The organism is Sedimenticola hydrogenitrophicus (genome assembly GCF_029017505.1).
Lineage (GTDB): Bacteria > Pseudomonadota > Gammaproteobacteria > Chromatiales > Chromatiaceae > Sedimenticola > Sedimenticola hydrogenitrophicus_A.
In genome coordinates, this window is sequence record NZ_JAQGEI010000005.1 from 138,963 (window position 1) to 160,601 (window position 21,639).

Annotated in this window: 19 protein-coding genes and 1 tRNA gene; 19 read left to right on the top strand and 1 reads right to left on the bottom strand. The window is 60.6% G+C overall.

What is annotated here, in order from left to right; genetic code table 11:
* Positions 1-119 precede the first annotated feature (119 nt).
* The 3 genes from carA to greA are packed head-to-tail and all read left to right on the top strand — an operon-like array spanning position 120 to position 5,052.
* Positions 120-1,262: a glutamine-hydrolyzing carbamoyl-phosphate synthase small subunit gene (gene carA, locus O9K64_RS04725; protein WP_275096929.1), complete on the top strand. Its 1,143-nt coding sequence runs from the start codon at positions 120-122 to the stop codon at positions 1,260-1,262.
* Between the two features lie 55 nt (positions 1,263-1,317).
* Positions 1,318-4,524: a carbamoyl-phosphate synthase large subunit gene (gene carB / locus O9K64_RS04730; protein WP_275096930.1), complete on the top strand. Its 3,207-nt coding sequence runs from the start codon at positions 1,318-1,320 to the stop codon at positions 4,522-4,524.
* 51 nt (positions 4,525-4,575) lie between these two features.
* The gene (greA, locus tag O9K64_RS04735) at positions 4,576-5,052 is read left to right on the top strand and encodes a transcription elongation factor GreA (protein ID WP_275096931.1); all 477 of its coding nucleotides are present in this window, start codon (positions 4,576-4,578) and stop codon (positions 5,050-5,052) included.
* Positions 5,053-5,180: 128 nt separating this feature from the next.
* On the opposite strand, the gene yhbY is transcribed toward greA, so the two are convergent.
* Positions 5,181-5,480, bottom strand: a complete 300-nt coding sequence (gene yhbY, locus O9K64_RS04740) for a ribosome assembly RNA-binding protein YhbY (protein WP_275096932.1) — start codon at positions 5,478-5,480, stop codon at positions 5,181-5,183.
* Between the two features lie 292 nt (positions 5,481-5,772).
* Here yhbY and rlmE point away from each other — a divergent pair, with 292 nt between their 5' ends.
* From rlmE to nuoI, 16 genes are all read left to right on the top strand, one after another.
* On the top strand, positions 5,773-6,393 hold the full coding sequence (gene rlmE, locus O9K64_RS04745) for a 23S rRNA (uridine(2552)-2'-O)-methyltransferase RlmE (protein ID WP_275096933.1): 621 nt from the start codon (positions 5,773-5,775) through the stop codon (positions 6,391-6,393).
* Between the two features lie 147 nt (positions 6,394-6,540).
* A complete protein-coding gene (gene ftsH / locus O9K64_RS04750; RefSeq protein WP_275096952.1) occupies positions 6,541-8,472 on the top strand; it encodes an ATP-dependent zinc metalloprotease FtsH in 1,932 nt (643 codons plus the stop codon).
* A 28-nt stretch (positions 8,473-8,500) separates the two neighbouring features.
* Positions 8,501-9,340 carry a dihydropteroate synthase gene (gene folP / locus O9K64_RS04755; RefSeq protein WP_275096953.1) on the top strand — a complete coding sequence of 280 codons (840 nt, stop codon included), beginning with the start codon at positions 8,501-8,503 and terminating at the stop codon, positions 9,338-9,340.
* Positions 9,341-9,419: 79 nt separating this feature from the next.
* Positions 9,420-10,796 (top strand): phosphoglucosamine mutase, encoded by a 1,377-nt coding sequence (gene glmM / locus O9K64_RS04760; protein ID WP_275096934.1) that lies wholly within the window; start codon positions 9,420-9,422, stop codon positions 10,794-10,796.
* Positions 10,797-11,286: 490 nt separating this feature from the next.
* The gene (tpiA, locus tag O9K64_RS04765; protein WP_275096935.1) at positions 11,287-12,039 is read left to right on the top strand and encodes a triose-phosphate isomerase; all 753 of its coding nucleotides are present in this window, start codon (positions 11,287-11,289) and stop codon (positions 12,037-12,039) included.
* A gap of 335 nt (positions 12,040-12,374) precedes the next feature.
* The gene (secG, locus tag O9K64_RS04770; RefSeq protein WP_275096936.1) at positions 12,375-12,788 is read left to right on the top strand and encodes a preprotein translocase subunit SecG; all 414 of its coding nucleotides are present in this window, start codon (positions 12,375-12,377) and stop codon (positions 12,786-12,788) included.
* Positions 12,789-12,818: 30 nt separating this feature from the next.
* Positions 12,819-12,903: transfer RNA gene (locus tag O9K64_RS04775), tRNA-Leu, on the top strand.
* 195 nt (positions 12,904-13,098) lie between these two features.
* Complete coding sequence (locus tag O9K64_RS04780) at positions 13,099-13,455, top strand: NADH-quinone oxidoreductase subunit A (RefSeq protein ID WP_260295003.1); 357 nt, start codon at positions 13,099-13,101, stop codon at positions 13,453-13,455.
* Complete coding sequence (locus O9K64_RS04785) at positions 13,446-13,928, top strand: NuoB/complex I 20 kDa subunit family protein (protein WP_144359818.1); 483 nt, start codon at positions 13,446-13,448, stop codon at positions 13,926-13,928. Before O9K64_RS04780 ends, O9K64_RS04785 begins: the two co-directional genes overlap by 10 nt.
* Positions 13,929-13,940: 12 nt before the next feature.
* On the top strand, positions 13,941-14,660 hold the full coding sequence (locus O9K64_RS04790; protein WP_275096937.1) for an NADH-quinone oxidoreductase subunit C: 720 nt from the start codon (positions 13,941-13,943) through the stop codon (positions 14,658-14,660).
* The gene (locus O9K64_RS04795; RefSeq protein WP_275096938.1) at positions 14,653-15,906 is read left to right on the top strand and encodes an NADH-quinone oxidoreductase subunit D; all 1,254 of its coding nucleotides are present in this window, start codon (positions 14,653-14,655) and stop codon (positions 15,904-15,906) included. Before O9K64_RS04790 ends, O9K64_RS04795 begins: the two co-directional genes overlap by 8 nt.
* Positions 15,906-16,436: an NADH-quinone oxidoreductase subunit NuoE gene (gene nuoE / locus O9K64_RS04800; protein WP_420493151.1), complete on the top strand. Its 531-nt coding sequence runs from the start codon at positions 15,906-15,908 to the stop codon at positions 16,434-16,436. The genes O9K64_RS04795 and nuoE overlap by 1 nt, the downstream gene beginning before the upstream one ends.
* A gap of 5 nt (positions 16,437-16,441) precedes the next feature.
* Positions 16,442-17,710, top strand: coding sequence for an NADH-quinone oxidoreductase subunit NuoF (nuoF, locus tag O9K64_RS04805; protein WP_275096940.1), 1,269 nt, complete (start codon positions 16,442-16,444; stop codon positions 17,708-17,710).
* 54 nt (positions 17,711-17,764) lie between these two features.
* Positions 17,765-20,071 (top strand): NADH-quinone oxidoreductase subunit NuoG, encoded by a 2,307-nt coding sequence (gene nuoG / locus O9K64_RS04810; protein WP_275096941.1) that lies wholly within the window; start codon positions 17,765-17,767, stop codon positions 20,069-20,071.
* A gap of 12 nt (positions 20,072-20,083) precedes the next feature.
* Entirely contained in the window at positions 20,084-21,127 is a 1,044-nt protein-coding gene (gene nuoH, locus O9K64_RS04815; RefSeq protein WP_420493152.1) for an NADH-quinone oxidoreductase subunit NuoH, read from the top strand.
* 13 nt (positions 21,128-21,140) lie between these two features.
* The gene (nuoI, locus tag O9K64_RS04820; RefSeq protein ID WP_275096943.1) at positions 21,141-21,632 is read left to right on the top strand and encodes an NADH-quinone oxidoreductase subunit NuoI; all 492 of its coding nucleotides are present in this window, start codon (positions 21,141-21,143) and stop codon (positions 21,630-21,632) included.
* The last annotated feature ends 7 nt before the right edge of the window (positions 21,633-21,639 follow it).

Below are 21,639 nucleotides of genomic sequence, written 5' to 3' on the forward strand. Positions count from 1 at the left end.
GAATTCCCCCGGTCGGCGGCTTTGCGATTCAGCGCAGTCGCTCCCAGAAAATCCTAAATCTTTGCGGGATGGCTCCCTTGAGACTGTCCCGTTTGGCATGCCTGAAGGGGACTGGTTTCTTGAGTAAGCCCGCAATATTGGTCTTGGAAGATGGAACGGTCTTCCGTGGTGAGTCCATCGGTGCCGATGGTCAGACGGTCGGCGAGGTGGTCTTCAACACCGCCATCACCGGATATCAGGAGATCCTCACCGATCCCTCTTACTGTAAACAGATCGTCACCCTGACCTACCCCCACATCGGCAACACCGGCACCAACGACGAGGACGAGGAGTCCAATGCCGTCCACGCCGCCGGGTTGATCATCCGTGATCTACCGCTGCTGGCCAGCAGCTGGCGCAGTCGGCGTCCCCTGGATCAGTACCTGCGGGAAGAGGGGGTGGTGGCCATCGCCGGGATCGATACCCGCAAGCTGACCCGGATCCTGCGCGAGAAGGGAGCCCAGTCCGGTTGTATCGTCGCCGGCGAGCGGCCGGATGAGGCCGCCGCCCTGGATGCGGCCCGGTCGTTTCCCGGCCTCAAGGGCATGGACCTGGCGAAGGAGGTGACCACCCACCTCCCCTACGAGTGGGCACAGGGCACCTGGAGCCTGGAGGGCGGCCTGCCGGAGTCCCCGGGACATCTGCTGGAGAGCCTGCCGACCCATGTGGTGGCCTACGATTACGGCATCAAGCGCAATATCCTGCGCATGCTGGTGGATCGCGGTTGCCGGGTCACGGTGGTGCCGGCGCAGACACCGGCCAGCAAGGTGCTGGAGCTGCAGCCGAATGGCGTGTTCCTGTCCAACGGACCGGGCGATCCGGAACCCTGTGACTACGCCATCGAGGCGATCAAAACGATTGTCGATAGCGGTATCCCGGTGTTCGGCATCTGTCTGGGACACCAGCTGCTGGCGCTGGCCAGCGGCGCCAAAACGGTGAAGATGAAGTTCGGCCACCACGGCGCCAACCACCCGGTGCAAAACCTGCAGGACAAGGTGGTGATGATCTCCAGCCAGAACCACGGTTTCGCGGTGGACGAGCAGAGCCTGCCGGACAATCTGCAGGCGACTTATCGCTCCCTGTTCGACGATTCGTTGCAGGGGATCCATCGCACCGACCGGCCGGCCTTCGGCTTCCAGGGGCATCCGGAAGCCAGTCCCGGACCCCATGACGTGGCGCCGGTGTTCGACCACTTTATCGAGTTAATGCAAGCCGCGGAATAGTGCGGGTTAGTCGACAACTGAAACAAGCCATTTACTGCGGATTTGAAAGCAACCAATGCCAAAAAGAACAGACATTGAAAGCGTACTGATTATCGGTGCCGGCCCGATCGTGATCGGTCAGGCGTGCGAGTTCGACTACTCCGGTGCCCAGGCCTGCAAGGCGCTAAGGGAAGAGGGCTACCGGGTGATCCTGGTCAACTCCAACCCGGCCACCATCATGACCGATCCCGACAGTGCCGATGCGGTCTATATCGAACCGATCAACTGGCGCACCGTTGAACGGATTATCGAGAAGGAACGCCCCGATGTGCTGCTGCCCACCATGGGCGGCCAGACGGCGCTGAACTGCGCCCTGGATCTGGTGCGCGAAGGGGTGTTGGAGAAGTACGGCGTGGAGATGGTCGGTGCCTCCCGCGAGGCGATCGACAAGGCGGAGGATCGCGATCTGTTCCGCCAGGCGATGCAGAAGATCGGCCTGGACATGCCCCGGGCGGCAGTGGCCCACAGCATGGAAGAGGCGCTGCAGGTGCAGGCGCAGATCGGCTTCCCCACCATCATCCGGCCCTCCTTCACCATGGGTGGCTCCGGCGGCGGTATCGCCTACAACCGTGAGGAGTTCATGGAGATTTGCGAGCGCGGGCTGGATCTCTCGCCCACCCGGGAGCTGCTGATCGAGGAGTCGGCCCTGGGCTGGAAAGAGTACGAGATGGAGGTGGTGCGGGATCACAAGGACAACTGTATCATCATCTGCTCCATCGAGAACCTGGATCCGATGGGGGTGCATACCGGCGACTCCATCACCGTGGCGCCGGCCCAGACCCTCACCGACAAGGAGTACCAGATCATGCGCAACGCCTCGCTGGCGGTGTTGCGCGAGATCGGCGTGGATACCGGCGGCTCCAACGTGCAGTTCGCCATCAATCCGAAGGATGGGCGCATGATCATCATCGAGATGAATCCGCGTGTCTCCCGCTCCTCCGCGCTGGCCTCCAAGGCGACCGGCTTCCCGATCGCCAAGATCGCCGCCAAGCTGGCGATCGGCTACACCCTGGACGAGCTGCGCAACGAGATCACCGGCGGCGCCACCCCGGCCTCCTTCGAGCCGACCATCGACTACGTGGTCACCAAGATCCCCCGCTTCGCCTTCGAGAAGTTCCCGGCCGCCCCGGATCGACTGACCACGCAGATGAAATCGGTGGGTGAGGTGATGGCCATCGGCCGCACCTTCCAGGAGTCGCTGCAGAAGGCGCTGCGTGGCCTGGAGACCGGCAAGAGCGGCCTGGACGAGGTGGTGGACCTGGAATCCGAGGAGCTCAAGACCATCCTGCGCCATGAGTTGCGGGAACCGGGCGCGGAGCGCCTCTGGTACGTCGCCGACGCCTTCCGTTCCGGCATGTCGCTGGACGATATTTTTGACGTGACCAAGATCGATCCCTGGTTCCTGGCGCAGATCGAGGAGCTGGTGCAGATCGAGGCCGGGATCCGCCAGGGCGGGCTGCCGGCGCTGGATGGCGCGCGGCTGCGCTACCTGAAGCGCAAGGGTTTCTCCGATGAGCGGCTGGCCGCGTTGGTGGGTGTGAAGCAGGATCTGATCCGCGAGGCGCGCTGGAGTGCCGGGGTGCGTCCGGTGTTCAAGCGGGTGGATACCTGTGCCGCGGAATTCTCCACCAGCACTGCCTACATGTACTCCACCTATGAGGAGGAGTGCGAGGCGCAGCCGACCGACAGGAAAAAGATCATGGTGCTGGGCGGCGGCCCGAACCGGATCGGCCAGGGTATCGAGTTCGACTACTGCTGCGTGCACGCCGCCTTCGCCCTGCGCGAGGACGGTTACGAGACCATCATGGTCAACTGCAACCCCGAAACGGTCTCCACCGATTACGACACCTCGGACCGGCTCTATTTCGAACCCTTGACCCTGGAGGATGTGCTCGAGGTGATTGCGGTGGAAAAGCCGCTGGGGGTCATCGTGCAGTATGGCGGGCAGACGCCGCTGAAACTGGCCCGGGCGCTGGAGGCGGCCGGGGCGCCCATTATCGGTACCTCGCCGGACTCCATCGACCTGGCCGAGGATCGCGAGCGCTTTCAGCAATTGGTGGAAAAACTGGGCCTGAAGCAGCCGCCCAACCGGACCGCCACCGAGGCCGAGCAGGCCGTGCTGTTGGCGGAAATGGTCGGCTATCCCCTGGTGGTGCGCCCCTCCTATGTGCTCGGTGGCCGGGCCATGGAGATCGTGCATGACGAGGATGATCTGCGCCGCTACATGCGCGAGGCGGTGAGCGTCTCCAACGACTCGCCGGTGCTGCTCGACCGCTTCCTGAACGATGCCATCGAGGTGGATATAGACGCCATCTGCGACGGTACCGACGTGGTGATCGGCGGCATCATGGAGCATATCGAGGAGGCCGGCGTTCATTCCGGTGACTCCGCCTGCTCGCTGCCTCCCTATACCCTGTCAGAGGAGGTACAGGATCGCATGCGTGAACAGATGCGGCGCATGGCCCTGGAGCTGAAAGTGGTGGGGCTGATGAATGCCCAGTTCGCCATCAAGGACAACGAGATCTATCTGCTGGAGGTGAATCCGCGTGCGTCACGCACCGTGCCGTTCGTCTCCAAGGCAACCGGGGTGCAGCTGGCCAAGATCGCCGCGCGCTGCATGGCCGGCATGTCGCTCAGGGAGCAGGGTTTCACCAAAGAGGTGATCCCGGAGAACTATTTCGTCAAGGAGGCGATCTTCCCGTTCGTCAAATTCCCCGGGGTCGATACGCTGCTGGGTCCGGAGATGAAATCCACCGGCGAGGTGATGGGGGTCGGCGCCACCTTTGGCGAGGCCTTCGCCAAGGCATTGGAAGGGGGTGGCGATCTGCTGCCGCGCTCCGGCCGGGCCCTGCTGTCGGTGCGTGAGCAGGATAAGGTACGTATCGTCTCGGTGGCACGTGATCTGCAACAGTTCGGTTTTCAGCTCTACGCCACGGGCGGCACCTGCAAGGTGATCACGGATCACGGTATTGAGTGCGAACGGGTGAACAAGGTGGCGGAAGGGCGTCCGCACATCGTGGATATGATCAAAAATGACGAGTTCCGTCTGATCATCAACACCACCGAAGGCAAGAAGGCGATTGCCGACTCGGCCGCCATCCGCCGCGCCGCGCTGCAGCACAAGGTGAGTTACACCACCACCATGTCGGGTGGCGAGGCGATCTGCCTGGCGTTGAAGCAGGCGGACAGTACCCATGTCAATCGGTTGCAGGACCTGCACTGATCCGCGTCCGGATCGGCTGCGAGGAGAGAGAACAGAGATGAGGTTTAAGCTATGAGCAAGGTACCCCTGACAGTCAGAGGTGCGGAGAATCTGCGCGCCGAGTTGACTCAGCTGAAGCAGGTGGCGCGCCCGAAGGTGATCCAGGCCATCGCCGAGGCGCGCGCCCATGGCGATCTGAAGGAGAACGCGGAATACCATGCCGCGCGTGAGCAACAGGGCTTTATCGAGGGCCGGATCAAGGATATCGAGTCCAAACTCTCGCATGCCCAGATTATCGATGTGAAGAGTATCAATGCCGATGGCCGGGTGATTTTCGGCGCCACCGTCGACGTGTATGAAGAGGAGGAGGATGCCGAGCACACCTTCCAGATCGTCGGCGATGACGAGGCGGATATCAAGCAGGGGCTGATCTCGGTCAGCTCGCCCATGGCGCGCGCGTTGATCGGCAAGTCGGTGGGTGACGAGACGGCGGTCCAGACCCCGAATGGCCTGCGGCACATGGAGATCCTGGCCGTGCGTTATGAGTAACGGCCCGGGTTGACAGTATTCCATCACGGGGGCGCAAGCCCCCGTTTGGTTCAGGCCCCTTTGGGATCAGGCCGGTTGTGAATCAGCCCGTTCTGAATCGGAGTAACCTGGCCCGATGGCAAGGCTTTTCAATCTTTTTCCAGGGTGATGACCGGTTTGTCGGGGTTGCGCCGGAAAAAGGCGGCCACATGGCCGATGGACTGGACCAGTTCGGCGCCACAGCGGCCGCAGATCTGTCCAATCATCTGCTGACGCTCCTCCCGGTCGCCGGCATTCAGTCTTACCTTGATCAGTTCATGGGTGTTGAGGGTGATATCCAGTTCATTGATCACCGCCTCGGTCAGGCCGTTCTGACCGACGATCACCACCGGATTGAGGTGATGAACCAGACTCTTCAACTGGCGGATCTGTTTTTTTGTCAACGGCATGGTGGACTCCGGTCGGTGTTGAAAGGCCGCGCATTCTAACGCAGTTATAGAGTGGCTGACACTCTTTTGATAAAGGGGGCTTTTTGCAGATTGTAGCCTGGATGGAGCCCGCCCCACGCAGGCTCGGTAGACACGCAACCCCGGGCGGGCGGAATCCGGGGCATGGTACCGTGTCTGCTCCAATCCCCGGATTACGCCGTCATGGGTGTGGGTGGTTGTTCCGGTTTCGGTGACGGCTTCATCCGGGCTACGGTGCTTGTAGACAATCCGAACACTGTTATAAGTAGGGCAGATGAAAAAAAGCAAAAGCAGTCACCAGTGGCTGGACAGGCACTTCAATGATGCCTATGTAAAGCGCGCCCAGGCCGAGGGATATCGCTCGCGGGCGGCCTATAAACTGCTGGAGTTACAGGAAAAAGATCAACTGTTGAGTCCAGGACAGGTGGTCGTGGATCTCGGTGCGGCACCCGGCGGCTGGTCCCAGGTGGCGGCCCGGCTGGTTGGCGGCAAGGGCCGGGTGTTTGCCCTGGATATCCTCGCCATGGATGCGCTTCCCGGGGTCGATTTTATTCAGGGTGATTTCCGCGAGGATGCATCGGTCGAGCAGTTGCGGGCGCTGCTGGCCGGTCGGGCGGTGGATCTTGTAATTTCCGACATGGCCCCCAATGTGAGTGGTATGAGCGCAGTCGATCAGCCCCGCGCCATGTATTTGTGTGAACTGGCACTGGAATATGCACGCGAAGTGCTGCGTCCGGGAGGCGGTTTTGTGGTCAAGGTCTTTCAGGGTGAGGGGTTTGATCAATATGTCAGGGGTGTGCGAAGTAGCTTCACCCGGGTGACAACACGTAAACCCGCCGCTTCACGGCCACAGAGCCGCGAGGTCTATCTGGTGGCGAGGGGCTATAATGTATAGTACTGTAGATCGCTCATTTAGATGATAACCAGTTGAATTTTGACCGGTTCCTGTGGTCGATAATGCAAGTGGGCCGGAAAGCGTCGAGGCGGTGTAGGGATTTTCTCGGCATGGGCAGTAATGTAGAGGGTTTCAACCTTGAATGATATGGCAAAGAATCTGATTCTCTGGGTGATCATCGCGATCGTTTTGATGTCAGTATTCAACAACTTCTCCACCCAGACCACGCAGACCAATGCGCTTTCCTATTCGGATTTTATTGCCCAGGTAAAGAATGGCGCAGTCGAGAAAGTGAATATCGATGGCCGCGAGATCAAGGGTACCCTCTCCTCCGGTGCCAGCTTCTCCACCTATAGCCCCGGTGATGACGGGCTGGTGGGCGACCTGCTGAACAACAATGTTCAGATCGTCGCGACCCCGCCGGATAAGCCGTCTATCCTGATGACCATCCTGATCAACTGGTTCCCGCTGTTTATCCTGATCGGCCTGTGGATCTTCTTCATGCGCCAGATGCAGGGTGGCGGTGCCGGCCGCGGTGCCATGTCCTTCGGCAAGAGCAAGGCGCGCATGTTGGGCGAGGACCAGGTCAAGGTGACCTTTGCCGATGTCGCCGGCGTCGAGGAGGCCAAGGAAGAGGTCTCGGAGATGGTCGAATTCCTGCGTGACCCCTCCAAATTCCAGAAACTCGGTGGCAAGATCCCCAAGGGTGTGCTGATGGTCGGCTCACCCGGTACCGGCAAGACCCTGCTGGCCAGGGCCATTGCCGGCGAGGCCAAGGTCCCGTTCTTCACCATCTCCGGCTCCGATTTCGTCGAGATGTTCGTCGGTGTCGGCGCCTCCCGCGTGCGCGATATGTTCGAACAGGCGAAGAAGCACGCCCCCTGTATCATCTTTATCGACGAGATCGATGCCGTCGGCCGCCACCGTGGTGCCGGTCTTGGCGGCGGGCATGACGAACGCGAGCAGACACTCAACCAGCTGCTGGTGGAGATGGATGGATTTGAAGGCAACGAGGGGGTCATCGTCATCGCCGCGACCAACCGTCCCGATGTGCTGGACCCCGCGCTGTTGCGTCCCGGCCGTTTCGACCGCCAGGTGGTGGTGCCACTGCCCGACGTGCGTGGCCGCGAGCAGATCCTGAAAGTGCACCTGCGCAAGGTGGCGGCCTCGGACGACGTAAAACCGGGGCTGATTGCGCGCGGCACCCCGGGCTTTTCCGGCGCCGATCTCGCCAACCTGGTGAACGAGGCGGCGCTGTTTGCCGCCCGCTCCAACAAGCGCATGGTGGAGATGGCCGAGATGGAACGGGCCAAGGACAAGATCATGATGGGCGCCGAGCGCAAGTCCATGGTGATGAACGAAAAAGAGAAGACACTTACCGCCTACCACGAGGCGGGCCATGCCATCGTGGGCCGCAATGTGCCTTCTCATGACCCGGTCTACAAGGTGAGCATTATTCCGCGGGGCCGGGCTCTGGGTGTCACCATGTTCCTGCCCGAGGAGGACCGCTACAGCCTGAGCAAAGAGCATCTGGAGAGTCAGATCTCCAGCCTGTTCGGCGGCCGCGTGGCGGAAGAGCTGGTGTTCGGCAAGGAGATGGTGACCACCGGTGCCTCCAACGATATCCAACGCGCTACCGGCCTTGCCCGCAGCATGGTCACCAAGTGGGGACTCTCCGATCGCCTGGGCCCGCTGATGTATGGCGAGGAGGAGGAGGAGGTGTTCCTGGGGCGTTCCGTGACCCAGCACAAGAATGTCTCCGACGAAACCGCCCATGCCATCGATGAAGAGGTGCATAGCATCATCGACCGCAACTACGCGCGCGCGCGGCAGATCATCGAGGAGAACATTGAAAAACTTCACATGATGGCCGAGGCGCTGATGAAGTATGAAACCATCGACAGTGCCCAGATCAACGACATCATGTCCGGCAAGCGGCCCCAGCCGCCCGCGGACTGGATCGATGAGTCGGATTCTTCACCTAAATCCGGCGGCGGCGGCGACCTGAAGGCCGATGTGGTTGACAAGCCCAAGGGGGACTCCCCTGACGGCATCGGCGGTCCTGCCGGACAGCACTGACCCATCGCGGATACGGCCGTTGTCCGCCATGACCCTGCTCGATTGCGCCGGTAAACCTGTCGATCTCCATCGCCCGCGGGTCATGGGCATACTCAACATCACCCCCGACTCCTTTTCGGATGGGGGTGTTTTCATTTCCCGTGATGCCGCCCTGGAGCGGGCCCGCGCCATGGTCGCCGAGGGTGCCGATATCCTGGATGTCGGCGGGGAATCCACCCGCCCGGGTGCCCGCGCGGTTTCGGCGCAGGAGGAACTGGACCGGGTTATCCCCGTTATTCAGACCATTGCCGCCGAGCTTGGCGTGCCTGTTTCGGTGGATACCAACAAGGCGACCGTGATGCGTGAAGCGGTGGCTGCCGGGGCAGGGATGATCAATGATGTCATGGCGTTGCAAGACGCGGGTGCGCTGGCGGCCGCCGCGGCACTGGATGTGCCGGTCTGTCTGATGCACATGCAGGGGTTGCCCCGGACCATGCAGCAAAACCCGCGGTATCAGGATGTGGTGGCGGAGGTGATGGCGTTCCTGCAGGCGCGGGTCGAAGCCTGTCTGGCGTCCGGTATCCCCAGAAGCCGACTGTTGCTTGATCCGGGATTTGGCTTCGGCAAAACCCTGCGGCACAATCTCCTGCTGCTGCGGCACCTGGAGCGATTCAACGAGCTGCGACTTCCGCTGTTGGTCGGCATTTCCAGAAAATCCATGATCGGCGCGGTACTCGGCGATGCCCCTGTGGATCAGCGGCTGTCGGGTGGGCTGGCCTGCGCGGTGATGGCGGTCGAGCGGGGGGCGGCGATCATCCGCACCCATGATGTGAAAGCGACGGCCGATGCGCTGTGCATGGCCCATGCCGTGATGAAGTGTGAAGTTTGAAGTGTGAAGGGAGACCTTTTCAAACTTCACACTTCATCTAGTCTTATTTGTTAATTTACAGGGATCGAGGGGAGCAGCCTTGAAACGGAAATATTTTGGAACAGACGGCATTCGCGGCCGTGTCGGAGAGGGAAAGATAACCCCGGAATTTGTCATGCGTCTCGGTTGGGCCGCGGGACGGGTGCTCGGCAAGGGCAGTGGCAGCAAGGTGTTGATCGGCAAGGATACCCGGATCTCCGGTTACCTGCTGGAGTCGGCGCTGGAGGCCGGCCTGGTGGCCGCCGGTGTGGATATCCACCTGTTGGGCCCCATGCCGACCCCCGGTATTGCCTATCTGACCCGCACCCTGCATGCCCAGGCGGGTATCGTGATCAGCGCCTCGCATAATCCCCATTGCGACAACGGTATCAAGTTCTTTTCCAGCGAAGGCAAGAAGCTCCCCGACGAGGTGGAGTTGGCGATCGAGCGGGAACTGGATAAACCGATGACCACGGTGGAGTCCGAGCGGCTGGGCAAGGCCTATCGGGTCAGTGATGCCGCGGGTCGCTATATAGAATTCTGCAAAAGCACCATCCCCTGGACCATGAGTTTCCAGGGCATGAAGATCGTGGTCGACTGCGCCCACGGCGCCACCTACCACATTGCACCCCACGTCTTCAGGGAGGTGGGGGCCGAGGTGATCGCGATCGGCGCCGAGCCCGACGGGCTGAATATCAATGCCGGATTCGGTTCGACCCATATCGAAACCCTGCAGAAGGCGGTGCTGGCGGAGCAGGCCGATCTGGGGATCGCCCTGGATGGTGATGGTGACCGTCTGATCATGGTGGATGTCAACGGGGCCGTGCTGGATGGTGATGACATACTCTATATCATCGCCTGTTCCCGGTTGCGCCGAGGCGTCCTGAATGGCGGTGTGGTGGGCACCAAGATGACCAACTTCGGCCTCGAGCGTGCCCTGAACGAACACGGCATCGACCTGGTGCGCACCGACGTGGGGGATCGTTATATCCTGGAACGGCTGGAGATTGAGCGCTGGTGTCTGGGGGGTGAGCCGTCGGGGCATATCATCTGCCTGGATCGCACCACCACCGGTGACGGCATCATCTCGGCGCTGCAGGTGCTGGCCGAGATCAACAAGAGCGGCGTGGCCCTGCACGAGTTGCGCGAAGGCTACCAGAAGTATCCGCAGATCACCCGAAACGTGAAGCTGGGCAGTATCCCGGCTGCCGAGTTGATGGCCGCCGCGCCGGTGCGGCAGGCGGTTGTCGAGGCCGAGACGGCGCTTGCCGGATCGGGGCGCGTGTTGTTGCGGCCCTCAGGCACCGAACCGCTGATCAGGGTAACGCTGGAAGGCCCGGATGACGCCCAGATTCAGGGACTGTCGCAGCAGATTGTCGATGTCCTGGAGCGGCTCATGAGCGAGTCGGCGGGAGGCCGGTCGGTGGTCTCGTTCTGAGTGCTGTCCATTATCGACAGCGCTTAGTTCTACTTTGTCAGATTCTGGTGCTGTTTCCGATATTGGGCGGATAGCTTCCGGGTGAAAGGATTCCAAGACACGCCGTTAACCCATCCCTGGGGGCTCGGCGGCGGCATGGCATCCTCGGCTCCGTAAACGGTACATCCCTGTACCACTCCTCCTGCCGCCGACGGTCTTGAAATCCTCCCACCCGAAAGCCCTGAGGAAGCCGGTCCAAGTCAATCTGACAAAGTATCTTCGAGAGTCGGAGTCAAGACGCGCGAGTGCAGTTGAAAGTCCACTGGGGCGGGGCGGCTCCGGCCTTGGTGACGCGCAAGGATTGCGGATTACCATAGGGATAACTGATCCCATCTATTCCATTTCCTGATTTGCTTTAGCGGGGTGCGGTGGCTAGACTTTTCTCGCTATTGTCATCTGAAAGGCCATCGTCGATGGTGAATTGTTAAAGCGAATCTGTCAGGAGAAAACCATGCGTCAACCACTCGTTGCGGGTAACTGGAAAATGAATGGCTCCCTGGAGAGCATCACCCGGCTGCTCGATGGAATCAAGGCGGGGATGGCGGACGTGAAGCGGGCCGAGGTGGCTGTCTGCGCCCCGGCGATCTACCTGCCGGCCGTCCAGCAGCAGTTGCAGGGCAGCCCGGTCGGCTGGGGTGCGCAGGATGTTTCAGCAGAACCGTCCGGTGCCTATACCGGCGAGATCGCCACCTCCATGCTGGCGGACTTCGGCTGCAAATATGTCATCGTCGGTCACTCCGAACGGCGTGCCTACCACGCCGAGAGCGATGAGCTGGTGGCGCGCAAGTTTGCCGCGGCCCGGGCGGCGGGGTTGGTTCCCATTCTGTGCGTGGGGGAGACCCTTGCCGAGCGGGAGCAGGGTATCACCGAGTCGGTGGTTGCCCGCCAGTTGGATGCGGTTATCGAGCTGCAGGGGGCCGCTGCCCTGGCCGACGGCGTGGTCGCTTATGAGCCGGTATGGGCCATTGGCACCGGGGAGACCGCTACACCGGAACAGGCGCAGGAGGTGCACGCGTTCATCCGTCTGCGTATCGCCGGGCATGACGCGGCTGTGGCGGAGGGCCTGCGCATTCTTTATGGTGGCAGCATGAAACCCGGGAATGCCCAGGAGCTGATCGCCAAACCGGATATCGACGGCGGCCTGATTGGCGGGGCTTCGCTTGATGCCGGGGATTTTCTGGGCATCTGTACCGCGGCCAACTGATCGCTTGTCCTGGCAAGTTTTGTCGGGTGGGTTAGGTGCGCCCCGCGCCGGGGGTGGCCGTTTGCGTGGCGTCGTGCGCGCCGTAACCCACCGTTTGGCGGGTTGAGAAAACGATGGATTACACGGCGCCCGGCTGTTGTTGTGGTCTGGAAGTGTGGTGCCTGTGCGCCGCTAATCCACCCTACGAAATGTCTGGCGATGTAGGATAATTGTCCGGTTTATTCGCGGTAAAAACCTTTAAAAATTTGTTTTTTGATGCCGATGTGGCTTCTTTCTCGCAACTGCATCAGGTACAATGCGCGCTTTGAATTTTCAGCTATACAACGGAAGCCCGAATGCAAACAGTTCTGGTCGTAGTCCATCTCTTCCTGGCCGTCGGTGTCATTGGTCTCGTGCTGATGCAGCACGGCAAGGGCGCTGATGCGGGCGCGGCTTTTGGCTCCGGTTCATCCGGCACGGTTTTTGGTGCTGCGGGTTCCGCTAATTTCCTCAGCCGCGCGACGGCGCTGCTGGCAACCCTTTTCTTCCTTACCAGTCTGGGCATGGGCTGGTATTCCATGCAATCGGTAGAGCGGCCGGGGTTGATGATTGAAGAGCAGGGGCCGGCGGTTGAAATACCGGTCTCCAAACAGGCGCCGGCATCTGAGGTTCCCGCGGTGCCCGGTGCAACCAGCGAAAATACCGGAGGCGTTCCGGTGGTTCCTCAGGCGACAACTGACAACGGTGAGCAGCCGAAGGCAACTGAATGAAGTGATTTGATGGGCTACATAAGCCCGAATGCCGATGTGGTGAAATTGGTAGACACGCTATCTTGAGGGGGTAGTGGCGCAAGCCGTGCCGGTTCAAATCCGGCCATCGGCACCATACAGTAGAAACGGCATCACCCGTTAGGGTGCTGCCGTTTTTTGTGAGTAAAATCAACATAAGTGACTGATTATAAAGTTTTTTATTGTCGCTATAAGCTTGACAGATCACCCTCGCTGCTCTACCATTTCGCCCCGTTAATCTTACGGCTGGGACCACTTCCAATGAGAACCCGGTGAGGAAGGACGAGAGCAAATGTTAGAGAACTATCTACCCGTTCTGGTGTTTTTGGCTGTCGGCCTGATTGTGGGGGTCGTCATGGTTATGATGGGTTTCGCGCTCGGCACCCGACGTCCTGACAGCGAGAAGCTATCCCCCTATGAGTGCGGTTTCGAGGCATTCGAAGATGCCCGCATGAAGTTCGATGTCAGGTATTACCTGGTCGCCATCCTGTTTATTATTTTCGATCTTGAGATTGCTTTTCTGTTTCCCTGGGCCATCGTCCTGGACAAGATCGGCGGGGTCGGACTGGTTGCCATGACCGTCTTTCTCGGCGTGCTGGTGGTCGGGTTTATCTATGAGTGGAAGAAAGGGGCCCTGGAATGGGAGTAGAAGGCATACTTGAAAAGGGTGTCATCACCACAAACGCCGACAAGCTGATCAACTGGGCGCGTACCGGCTCCCTCTGGCCGATGACCTTCGGTCTTGCCTGTTGCGCGGTCGAGATGATGCACGCAGCCGCCGCGCGCTACGATATGGACCGGTTCGGAATCATCTTCCGCCCCAGTCCCCGTCAGTCGGACGTGATGATTGTGGCGGGTACGCTGGTCAACAAGATGGCACCGGCGCTGCGCAAGGTCTACGACCAGATGGCCGAGCCCCGCTGGGTCATCTCCATGGGCTCCTGCGCCAATGGGGGCGGTTACTACCACTATTCCTATTCCGTGGTGCGGGGTTGCGACCGGGTGGTGCCGGTGGACATCTACGTGCCTGGTTGCCCGCCGACCGCCGAGGCACTCCTCTACGGGGTGATCCAGTTGCAGGAAAAAATCAAGCGTACCAGCACTATTGCGCGTCAGGACTAGGTGAGTCAGGTAATGAACGAAGCAGTCAAGACGAAATCCCAACTTCGCCACGAGACATTGCAGGCCAATCTGATTGACCGCTATGCATCGAAGGGCTGCGTGGTAACCGCCGCACTCGGTGAGGTGACGATGGTGGTCCCCCGCGAGCAGCTGTTGGCGATTGCCACTGAACTCCGTGATGACGCGGCGTTTCAGTTCGAGGAGCTGATCGATGCCTGCGGTATCGATTACGCCGGCTATGGCGAATCCGAATGGGTGACCCAGGAGGCCTCGGCGGCCGGATTCAATCGGGGTGTGAACCGCCATATAATCGATGTTTCCGCGCGCGGTGAAAACGACCGCTTCGCAGTGGTCTACCATCTCCTGTCCATGGTGCACAACCAGCGTCTGCGGCTGCGCACCTTTGTCGACGCCCTGCAACCGATAGTCGATTCCGTGGTGGGTATCTGGCGCGGTGCCGACTGGTTTGAGCGCGAGGCCTTCGATCTGTACGGCATCATGTTCAGCGGCCACCCGGACCTGCGCCGCATTCTTACGGACTATGGATTCGTCGGTCACCCCTTCCGCAAGGACTTCCCCCTCGAAGGGACTGTCCAGATGCGCTATGACGCCGAGCAGGCGCGTGTCATCTACGAGCCGGTGACGCTCGATCCCCGCGTGCTGGTGCCGAAGGTGATCCGCGAAGACAACCGATTTGTGTCCAATGCACAGCAGGACTCCACAGATGCCTGAGATTCGTAATTACACCCTCAACTTCGGCCCCCAACATCCTGCCGCGCATGGGGTGCTGCGTCTGGTGCTTGAGATGGATGGCGAAGTCATTGAACGCGCCGATCCGCACATCGGACTGTTGCATCGCGCCACGGAGAAACTGGCGGAGAGCAAGCCCTACAACCAGACGATTCCTTACATGGATCGACTCGACTACGTCTCCATGATGTGCAGCGAACATGGCTATGTCATGGCGATTGAGAAGCTGCTGGGCGTCGAGGTGCCGTTGCGGGCCAAGTATATCCGCACCCTGTTCGACGAGATCACCCGGATACTGAACCACCTGATGTGGTTGGGTACCCATGCGCTGGATGTCGGTGCGATGACGGTGTTCCTTTACGCCTTCCGTGAGCGTGAGGATCTGATGGACTGCTACGAGGCGGTCTCGGGAGCGCGCATGCACGCCGCCTACTACCGCGTGGGTGGCGTCTATCGGGATCTGCCGGAGGTGATGCCGCGCTATGCCAACAATCAGTTCCGCAGCGATGCCGACATCGCGCGTAAAAACGAGACCCGCCAGGGATCGCTGCTGGATTTCATTGATGATTTTGCCAACCGCTTCCCGGGGTTGGTGGACGAATACGAGACCTTGCTGACGGATAACCGTATCTGGAAACAGCGCACCGTTGGCATCGGCGTGGTGACGCCGGAGCGCGCCAGGCAGCTGTCGTTTACCGGGCCGATGGTACGTGGCTCGGGCCTGGCCTGGGATCTGCGCAAGAAGCAGCCCTATGCGGCCTATGACCGGGTTGATTTCGATATCCCGGTAGGGGTGAACGGCGACTGCTATGATCGCTATCTGGTGCGGGTCGAGGAGCTGCGTCAGTCCACCCGGATTATCAAGCAGTGTGTCCAGTGGCTGCGCGAGAATCCGGGCCCGGTGATTGTGCAGGATCACAAGATTTCACCGCCTGCCCGCGACTACATGAAAGGGGACATGGAGAGTCTGATCCACCATTTCAAACTGTTCACCGAGGGATATTGCCCGCCGGCCGGCGAGGCCTATGCGGCTGTCGAGGCGCCCAAGGGTGAGTTTGGCTGTTACGTGGTTTCCGACGGCAGCAACAAACCGTTCCGGCTGAAGATCCGCGCTCCCGGTTTCGCGCATCTGGCGGCGATGGACGAGATGGTCAAAGGCCACATGCTGGCCGACGTGGTGGCGGTGATCGGCACCATGGATGTTGTATTCGGGGAGATTGATCGCTGATGGGCTTCAAGAATTTACCAATGACCACGGTCAAGCCGACGGAGAACAAGGAGCAGCTGTTCTCCGCGGAAATACGGGCGGAGATCGATGCCTGGGTTGCAAAATACCCGGAAGGCTGGCAACAGTCCGCGGTCATGGCGGCACTGCGCATCGTGCAGGATGACAGCGGTGGATCCCTTACGCAGGAGTTGATGGACAAGGTGGCCGCCTACCTGGACATGCCACCCATTTCCGTCTATGAAGTAGCCACCTTCTACTCGATGTACGAACGCAACAAGGTCGGTAAACACAAAGTCTGCGTCTGTACCAATGTCTCCTGCATGATCAACGGTTCCGACAAACTGGTCGACCATATGGAGAAGAAGCTCGGTATCACCCTGGGACAGACCACGGAAGATGGCAAGTTCACCCTGAAAGAGGTGGAGTGCCTCGGTGCCTGCGGCGGCGCCCCAATGTTCCAGATCGGCACCAAGTATTACGAGAACCTGACGCCTGAACTGGTCGATTCCATTCTGGACGGGCTGGAGTAAGCATCATGGCAAACGAAGTCTGTCTCAGAAATAATGATCTCGAGCGCCCCTGGCTGCTGGAAACCTACCAGAGCCGTGGCGGCTACTCCGCGCTGATCAAGATCCTCAAGGAGAAAACCCCTCCCGAGCAGGTGATCGAGGAGGTCAAGTCCTCCGGGCTGCGCGGTCGTGGCGGCGCGGGTTTTCCGACCGGCCTGAAGTGGAGCTTTATCTCCCGCAATGCCCCGGGACAGAAATATGTGGTGTGCAACTCGGACGAGGGCGAGCCCGGTACCTTCAAGGATCGCGATATCCTGCGTTACAACCCGCATCAGCTGATCGAGGGCATGATCATCGCCGGCTATGCCATCGGCGCCACCGTCGGCTACAACTATATCCGCGGCGAGTTCTGGGAGCCCTACGAACGCTTCGAGGCAGCACTGGAGGAGGCCCGTGCGGCCGGCTTCCTGGGCAACAACCTGCTCGGTTCCGGATTTGATTTCCAGCTCCATTCGCACCTGGGTGGCGGTGCCTATATCTGTGGTGAAGAGACCGCGCTGTTGGAGTCCATCGAAGGCAAGAAGGGGCAGCCCCGTTACAAGCCGCCGTTCCCCGCCCACTTCGGGCTCTATGGCCGGCCGACCATTATCAACAACACCGAATCACTGGCCTCCATCCCGGTCATCATGGAGAAGGGCGGCGAGTGGTTCAAGCAGCTGGGCGTGGAAAACAGCGGCGGCTCCAAGCTGTTCTCCATCTCCGGCAATCTGAACAACCCCGGGGTGTTCGAGATCCCGCTGGGTACGCCGTTCTCGGAATTGCTGGAGATGGCGGGCGGCATGAAGGATGGCCGCAAGATCAAGGCCGTCATCCCCGGTGGCTCCTCCGCGCCCATCATCCCGGGTGAGCAGATGATGGAGCTGACCATGGACTACGATTCGATCGCCAAGGCCGGCTCCATGCTCGGTTCCGGGGCGGTAATCGTGCTGGATGACACCAACTGCATGGTCAAGGTACTGGAGCGCATGTCCTACTTCTATTTTGAAGAGTCCTGCGGACAGTGCACGCCCTGTCGCGAAGGTACCGGCTGGCTCTACCGGGTGATCAACCGGATCGAGCGCGGTGACGGCCGTCCCGAAGACCTGGCACTGCTTGACGACGTCACGCAGAAGATTGCCGGGCGCACCATCTGTGCCCTGGGCGATGCCGCCGCCATGCCGGTACAAGGCATGCTGAAGCACTTCAGGCATGAGTTCGAGTATCACATTGAACACAAGAAATGCATGGTCGGCTGAGGCCTCACCCTGTATTGAACGTTATTTACGGCTACTGGTTAGAGAACTAAATCAATGTCTGAAGACCAGACGATTACAATCGAGATAGATGGTAAGGCGATACAGGCAAAGCCTGGTCAGATGCTGATCGAGGTGACCGACGCCAACGGCATCGATATCCCCCGTTTCTGTTATCACAAGAAACTCTCCGTCGCCGCAAACTGCCGCATGTGCCTGGTAGAGGTCGAGCGTGCGCCCAAACCGCTGCCGGCCTGCGCCACGCCGGTCAACGACGGGATGAAGGTGTTTACCCATTCCCCGATCGCGTTGGCGGCACAGAAAGGGACCATGGAGTTTCTGCTGATCAACCACCCGCTGGATTGTCCGATCTGTGATCAGGGCGGCGAGTGCGAGTTGCAGGACGTCTCCATGGGCTACGGCGGCGATATCTCACGTTTTGTCGAAGGCAAGCGTATCGTCAAGGACAAGAATATCGGTCCGCTGATTGCCACCGATCTGACGCGCTGCATTCACTGCACGCGCTGTGTCCGCTTCGGTGCCGAGATTGCCGGTATTCGGGAGCTGGGTGCCACCGGGCGTGGTGAGCACATGACCATCGGTACCTTTGTCGAGAAGAGTGTGGACTCGGAGCTTTCCGGCAACATCATCGATGTCTGCCCGGTTGGCTCCCTGACCTCCAAGCCCTCCCGGTTCAAGGCGCGTGCCTGGGAGCTGATCCAGCGCGACAGCATCGCGCCGCACGATTCCGTCGGCTCCAATATTCACCTGCATGTGCGTCGCAATGAACTGATCCGGGTGCACCCGAAAGAGAACGAGTCGGTCAACGAGTGCTGGATCTCGGATCGTGACCGCTTCAGCTACGAAGGCGTCTACAGCGACCAGCGCCTGACCTCGCCGATGCTCAAGAAAAACGGCGAGTGGGCCGAGGTGAGCTGGGACGTGGCCCTGACGGAAACGGCCAAGGGCCTGCAGGCGGCCGGTACCGACCTGGGTGCACTGCTCTCACCGGCATCCACCCTGGAAGAGCTGTTTCTGGCCCGCAAGCTGGTCAGGGCGCTGGGCAGCGAGGCGATTGACAGTCGTCTGCGGCAGGGCGATTTCCGCGGCGAAGAGCCCCGCGTCCCCTGGCTGGGACAGTCTATCGAGGCGCTGGAGTCGGTGGACGCCGCGCTGCTGGTCGGCAGCAACATCCGCAAGGAACAACCGCTGCTGGCGCATCGTCTGCGCAAGGCCGCGCTGGAAGGGGCCGAAATAAGCTTCCTTAACCCGATTGAGCTGGAGCTGAACTACGTGGCCCGGCAGCTGGTGGCCAGTCCGGCGGACATGCTCAACGAGCTGGCCGCAGTGGCCAAGGCGGCGGGTGCCAGCGGTGCACTGATCGATCAGGCGGTGGTCTCCGAGCAGCATCAGGCGATTGCCGACAATCTGAAGTCTGCCGCAAACGGCACCGTGCTGCTGGGTAACCTGGCGGTTGCGCATGCTGATTTCTCCATCCTGCGCGTCCTGGCCGGCGCCGTCGCCAAGGCCTGTGACGTCACGCTGGGTTATCTGCCGGAGGCGGCCAACAGCGTCGGTGCCCGTCTGGTCGGTGCCGTGGCCGCGGCCGGCGACGATGCGCAGGCCATGCTGGAGCAGCCGCGCAAGGCCTATCTGCTGATGGGTATCCAGCCAGGCCTGGATCTGTGGAATCCCGCCAAGGCGGGCAGCGCCTTTGCACAGGCCGGGTTTGTGGTGGCAATGACCGCCTACCGCAGCGCGGACCTGGATACCGCCGCCGATGTGCTGTTGCCGACGGCCCTGTTCATGGAGACCTCGGGCAGCTATGTCAACGCCGCCGGCACGCTGCAATCGTTTGCCGGCGCCATCACCCCGGGCGGTAATACCCGCCCCGCCTGGAAGGTCCTGCGCGTACTGGGTAACCTGCTGGCGATCCCGGGTTTTGATTATGTCAGCTCGGAAGAGGTGCTGGCGGAACTCAAGGAGGAGATCGCGGGCGTATCCCCCGATAACCGTGCCAACGAAGCCGTCATGGCCTTGCAGCCGAGGAGCAAGGCGGAAGGGCTGCAGCGTATCGGCGATGTGCCGATCTACGCGCTGGATCCTCTGGTTCGCCACGCGGCCGCGCTGCAGAGAACCCATGATGCTATCCCGGCCGGCATTTACATAAATGGTGACGAGGCGGCCAGGCTGGGTCTTTCAGCCGGCGAAACCGCGCTCGCCGTCCAGGATGGCAGCCGCGCCCGACTGCCGATAATTATTGACCCCAACGTACCAAACGGAAGTGTCCGTATCCCCGCCGCACTGGCCGGTACCGAGACGCTCGGCGCTCAGTTTGGTGAAGTGACCCTGGAGAAGATTTAAGCGATGGAATCATTGATAACTCTCTGGGAATGGCTCGGTCAGAATCTGATCGTTCTGCAGATCCTGATTAAAATCGTGGTGATCGTCGCGCCGCTGATGCTCTGTGTGGCCTACTTTACCTACGCGGAGCGCAAGCTTATCGGCTATATGCAGGTGCGTATCGGTCCCAACCGGGTCGGGCCCAAGGGCTGGTTGCAGCCGATTGCCGATGCGGTCAAGCTGATGTTCAAGGAGATCGTGATCCCGACCAAGGCCAACAAGGTCCTGTTCCTGATCGCACCCCTGCTGACCCTGGGTCCCGCGCTCGCCGCCTGGGCCGTGTTCCCCTTTTCCGAAGGTTTGGTGCTGGCCGATCTGAATGCCGGACTGCTCTATATCCTGGCCCTCACCTCGATCGGCGTGTATGGCGTCATCATCGCCGGCTGGGCGTCCAACTCCAAGTACGCCTTCCTGGGCGCGATGCGCTCGGCGGCGCAGATCGTCGCCTACGAGATCGCCATGGGGTTCGCCCTGGTGGGTGTGCTGGTGGCGGCGGGCAGCCTCAACCTGGGCGAGATCGTGCGCGCCCAGCAGAGCGAGGCCGGCATCTTCGGCTGGTTCTGGCTGCCGCTGTTCCCGCTGTTCCTGATCTATTTCATCTCCGGTGTCGCCGAGACCAACCGCGCGCCGTTCGACGTGGCCGAGGGTGAGTCGGAGATCGTCGCCGGTTTCCATGTGGAATATTCCGGTATGCCGTTCGCCGTATTCTTCCTCGGTGAATACGCCAACATGATCCTGATATCCGCCCTGACTGCGTTGCTGTTCCTGGGCGGGTGGTTGTCGCCGCTGCCGGCCAGCTGGGTCGATGGGGTGTTCCTGCTGGGCGACGGGATTCACTGGTTGTTCCTGAAGGCCGCGTTTGCCGGTTTCTTCTTCCTCTGGTTCCGCGCCACATTCCCGCGTTATCGCTATGATCAGATCATGCGTCTGGGATGGAAGGTTTTTATTCCCATCACCATCGTCTGGATTCTGGTGGTCGGGATCATGGTCGTCTATCGATTTGCCTGGTTTAGCTGAGGTTGGATGAAAGATGAAAATGCTGAGCGATTACATCAAAAGTCTGGCCATGCTGGAGCTCCTCAAGGGTTTGGGGGTGACCGGCGGATACATGTTCAAAAAGAAGTTCACGGTCCAGTATCCCGAAGAGAAGGCGCCGATCTCGCCGCGCTTCCGGGGACTGCATGCCCTGCGGCGTTACGAGAATGGCGAGGAGCGCTGCATTGCCTGCAAGCTGTGCGAGGCGACCTGTCCGGCTGTGGCGATCACCATCGAAGTGGCGCCCCCGCTCGCGGACGGTTCACGGCGTACCTCACGCTACGACATCGACCTGTTCAAATGCATCTTCTGTGGTTACTGCCAGGAGGCCTGTCCGGTTGACGCGATTGTCGAGACACCGATTTACGAGTACCACTTTGAAAATCGTCATGACGCCGTGATGACCAAGGCAAATCTGCTGGCCCATGGCGACACTCATGAAGCGGCACTGGCCGACTGCATCCGTGCAGACGGCAAGTATCGGTAATAGTGGT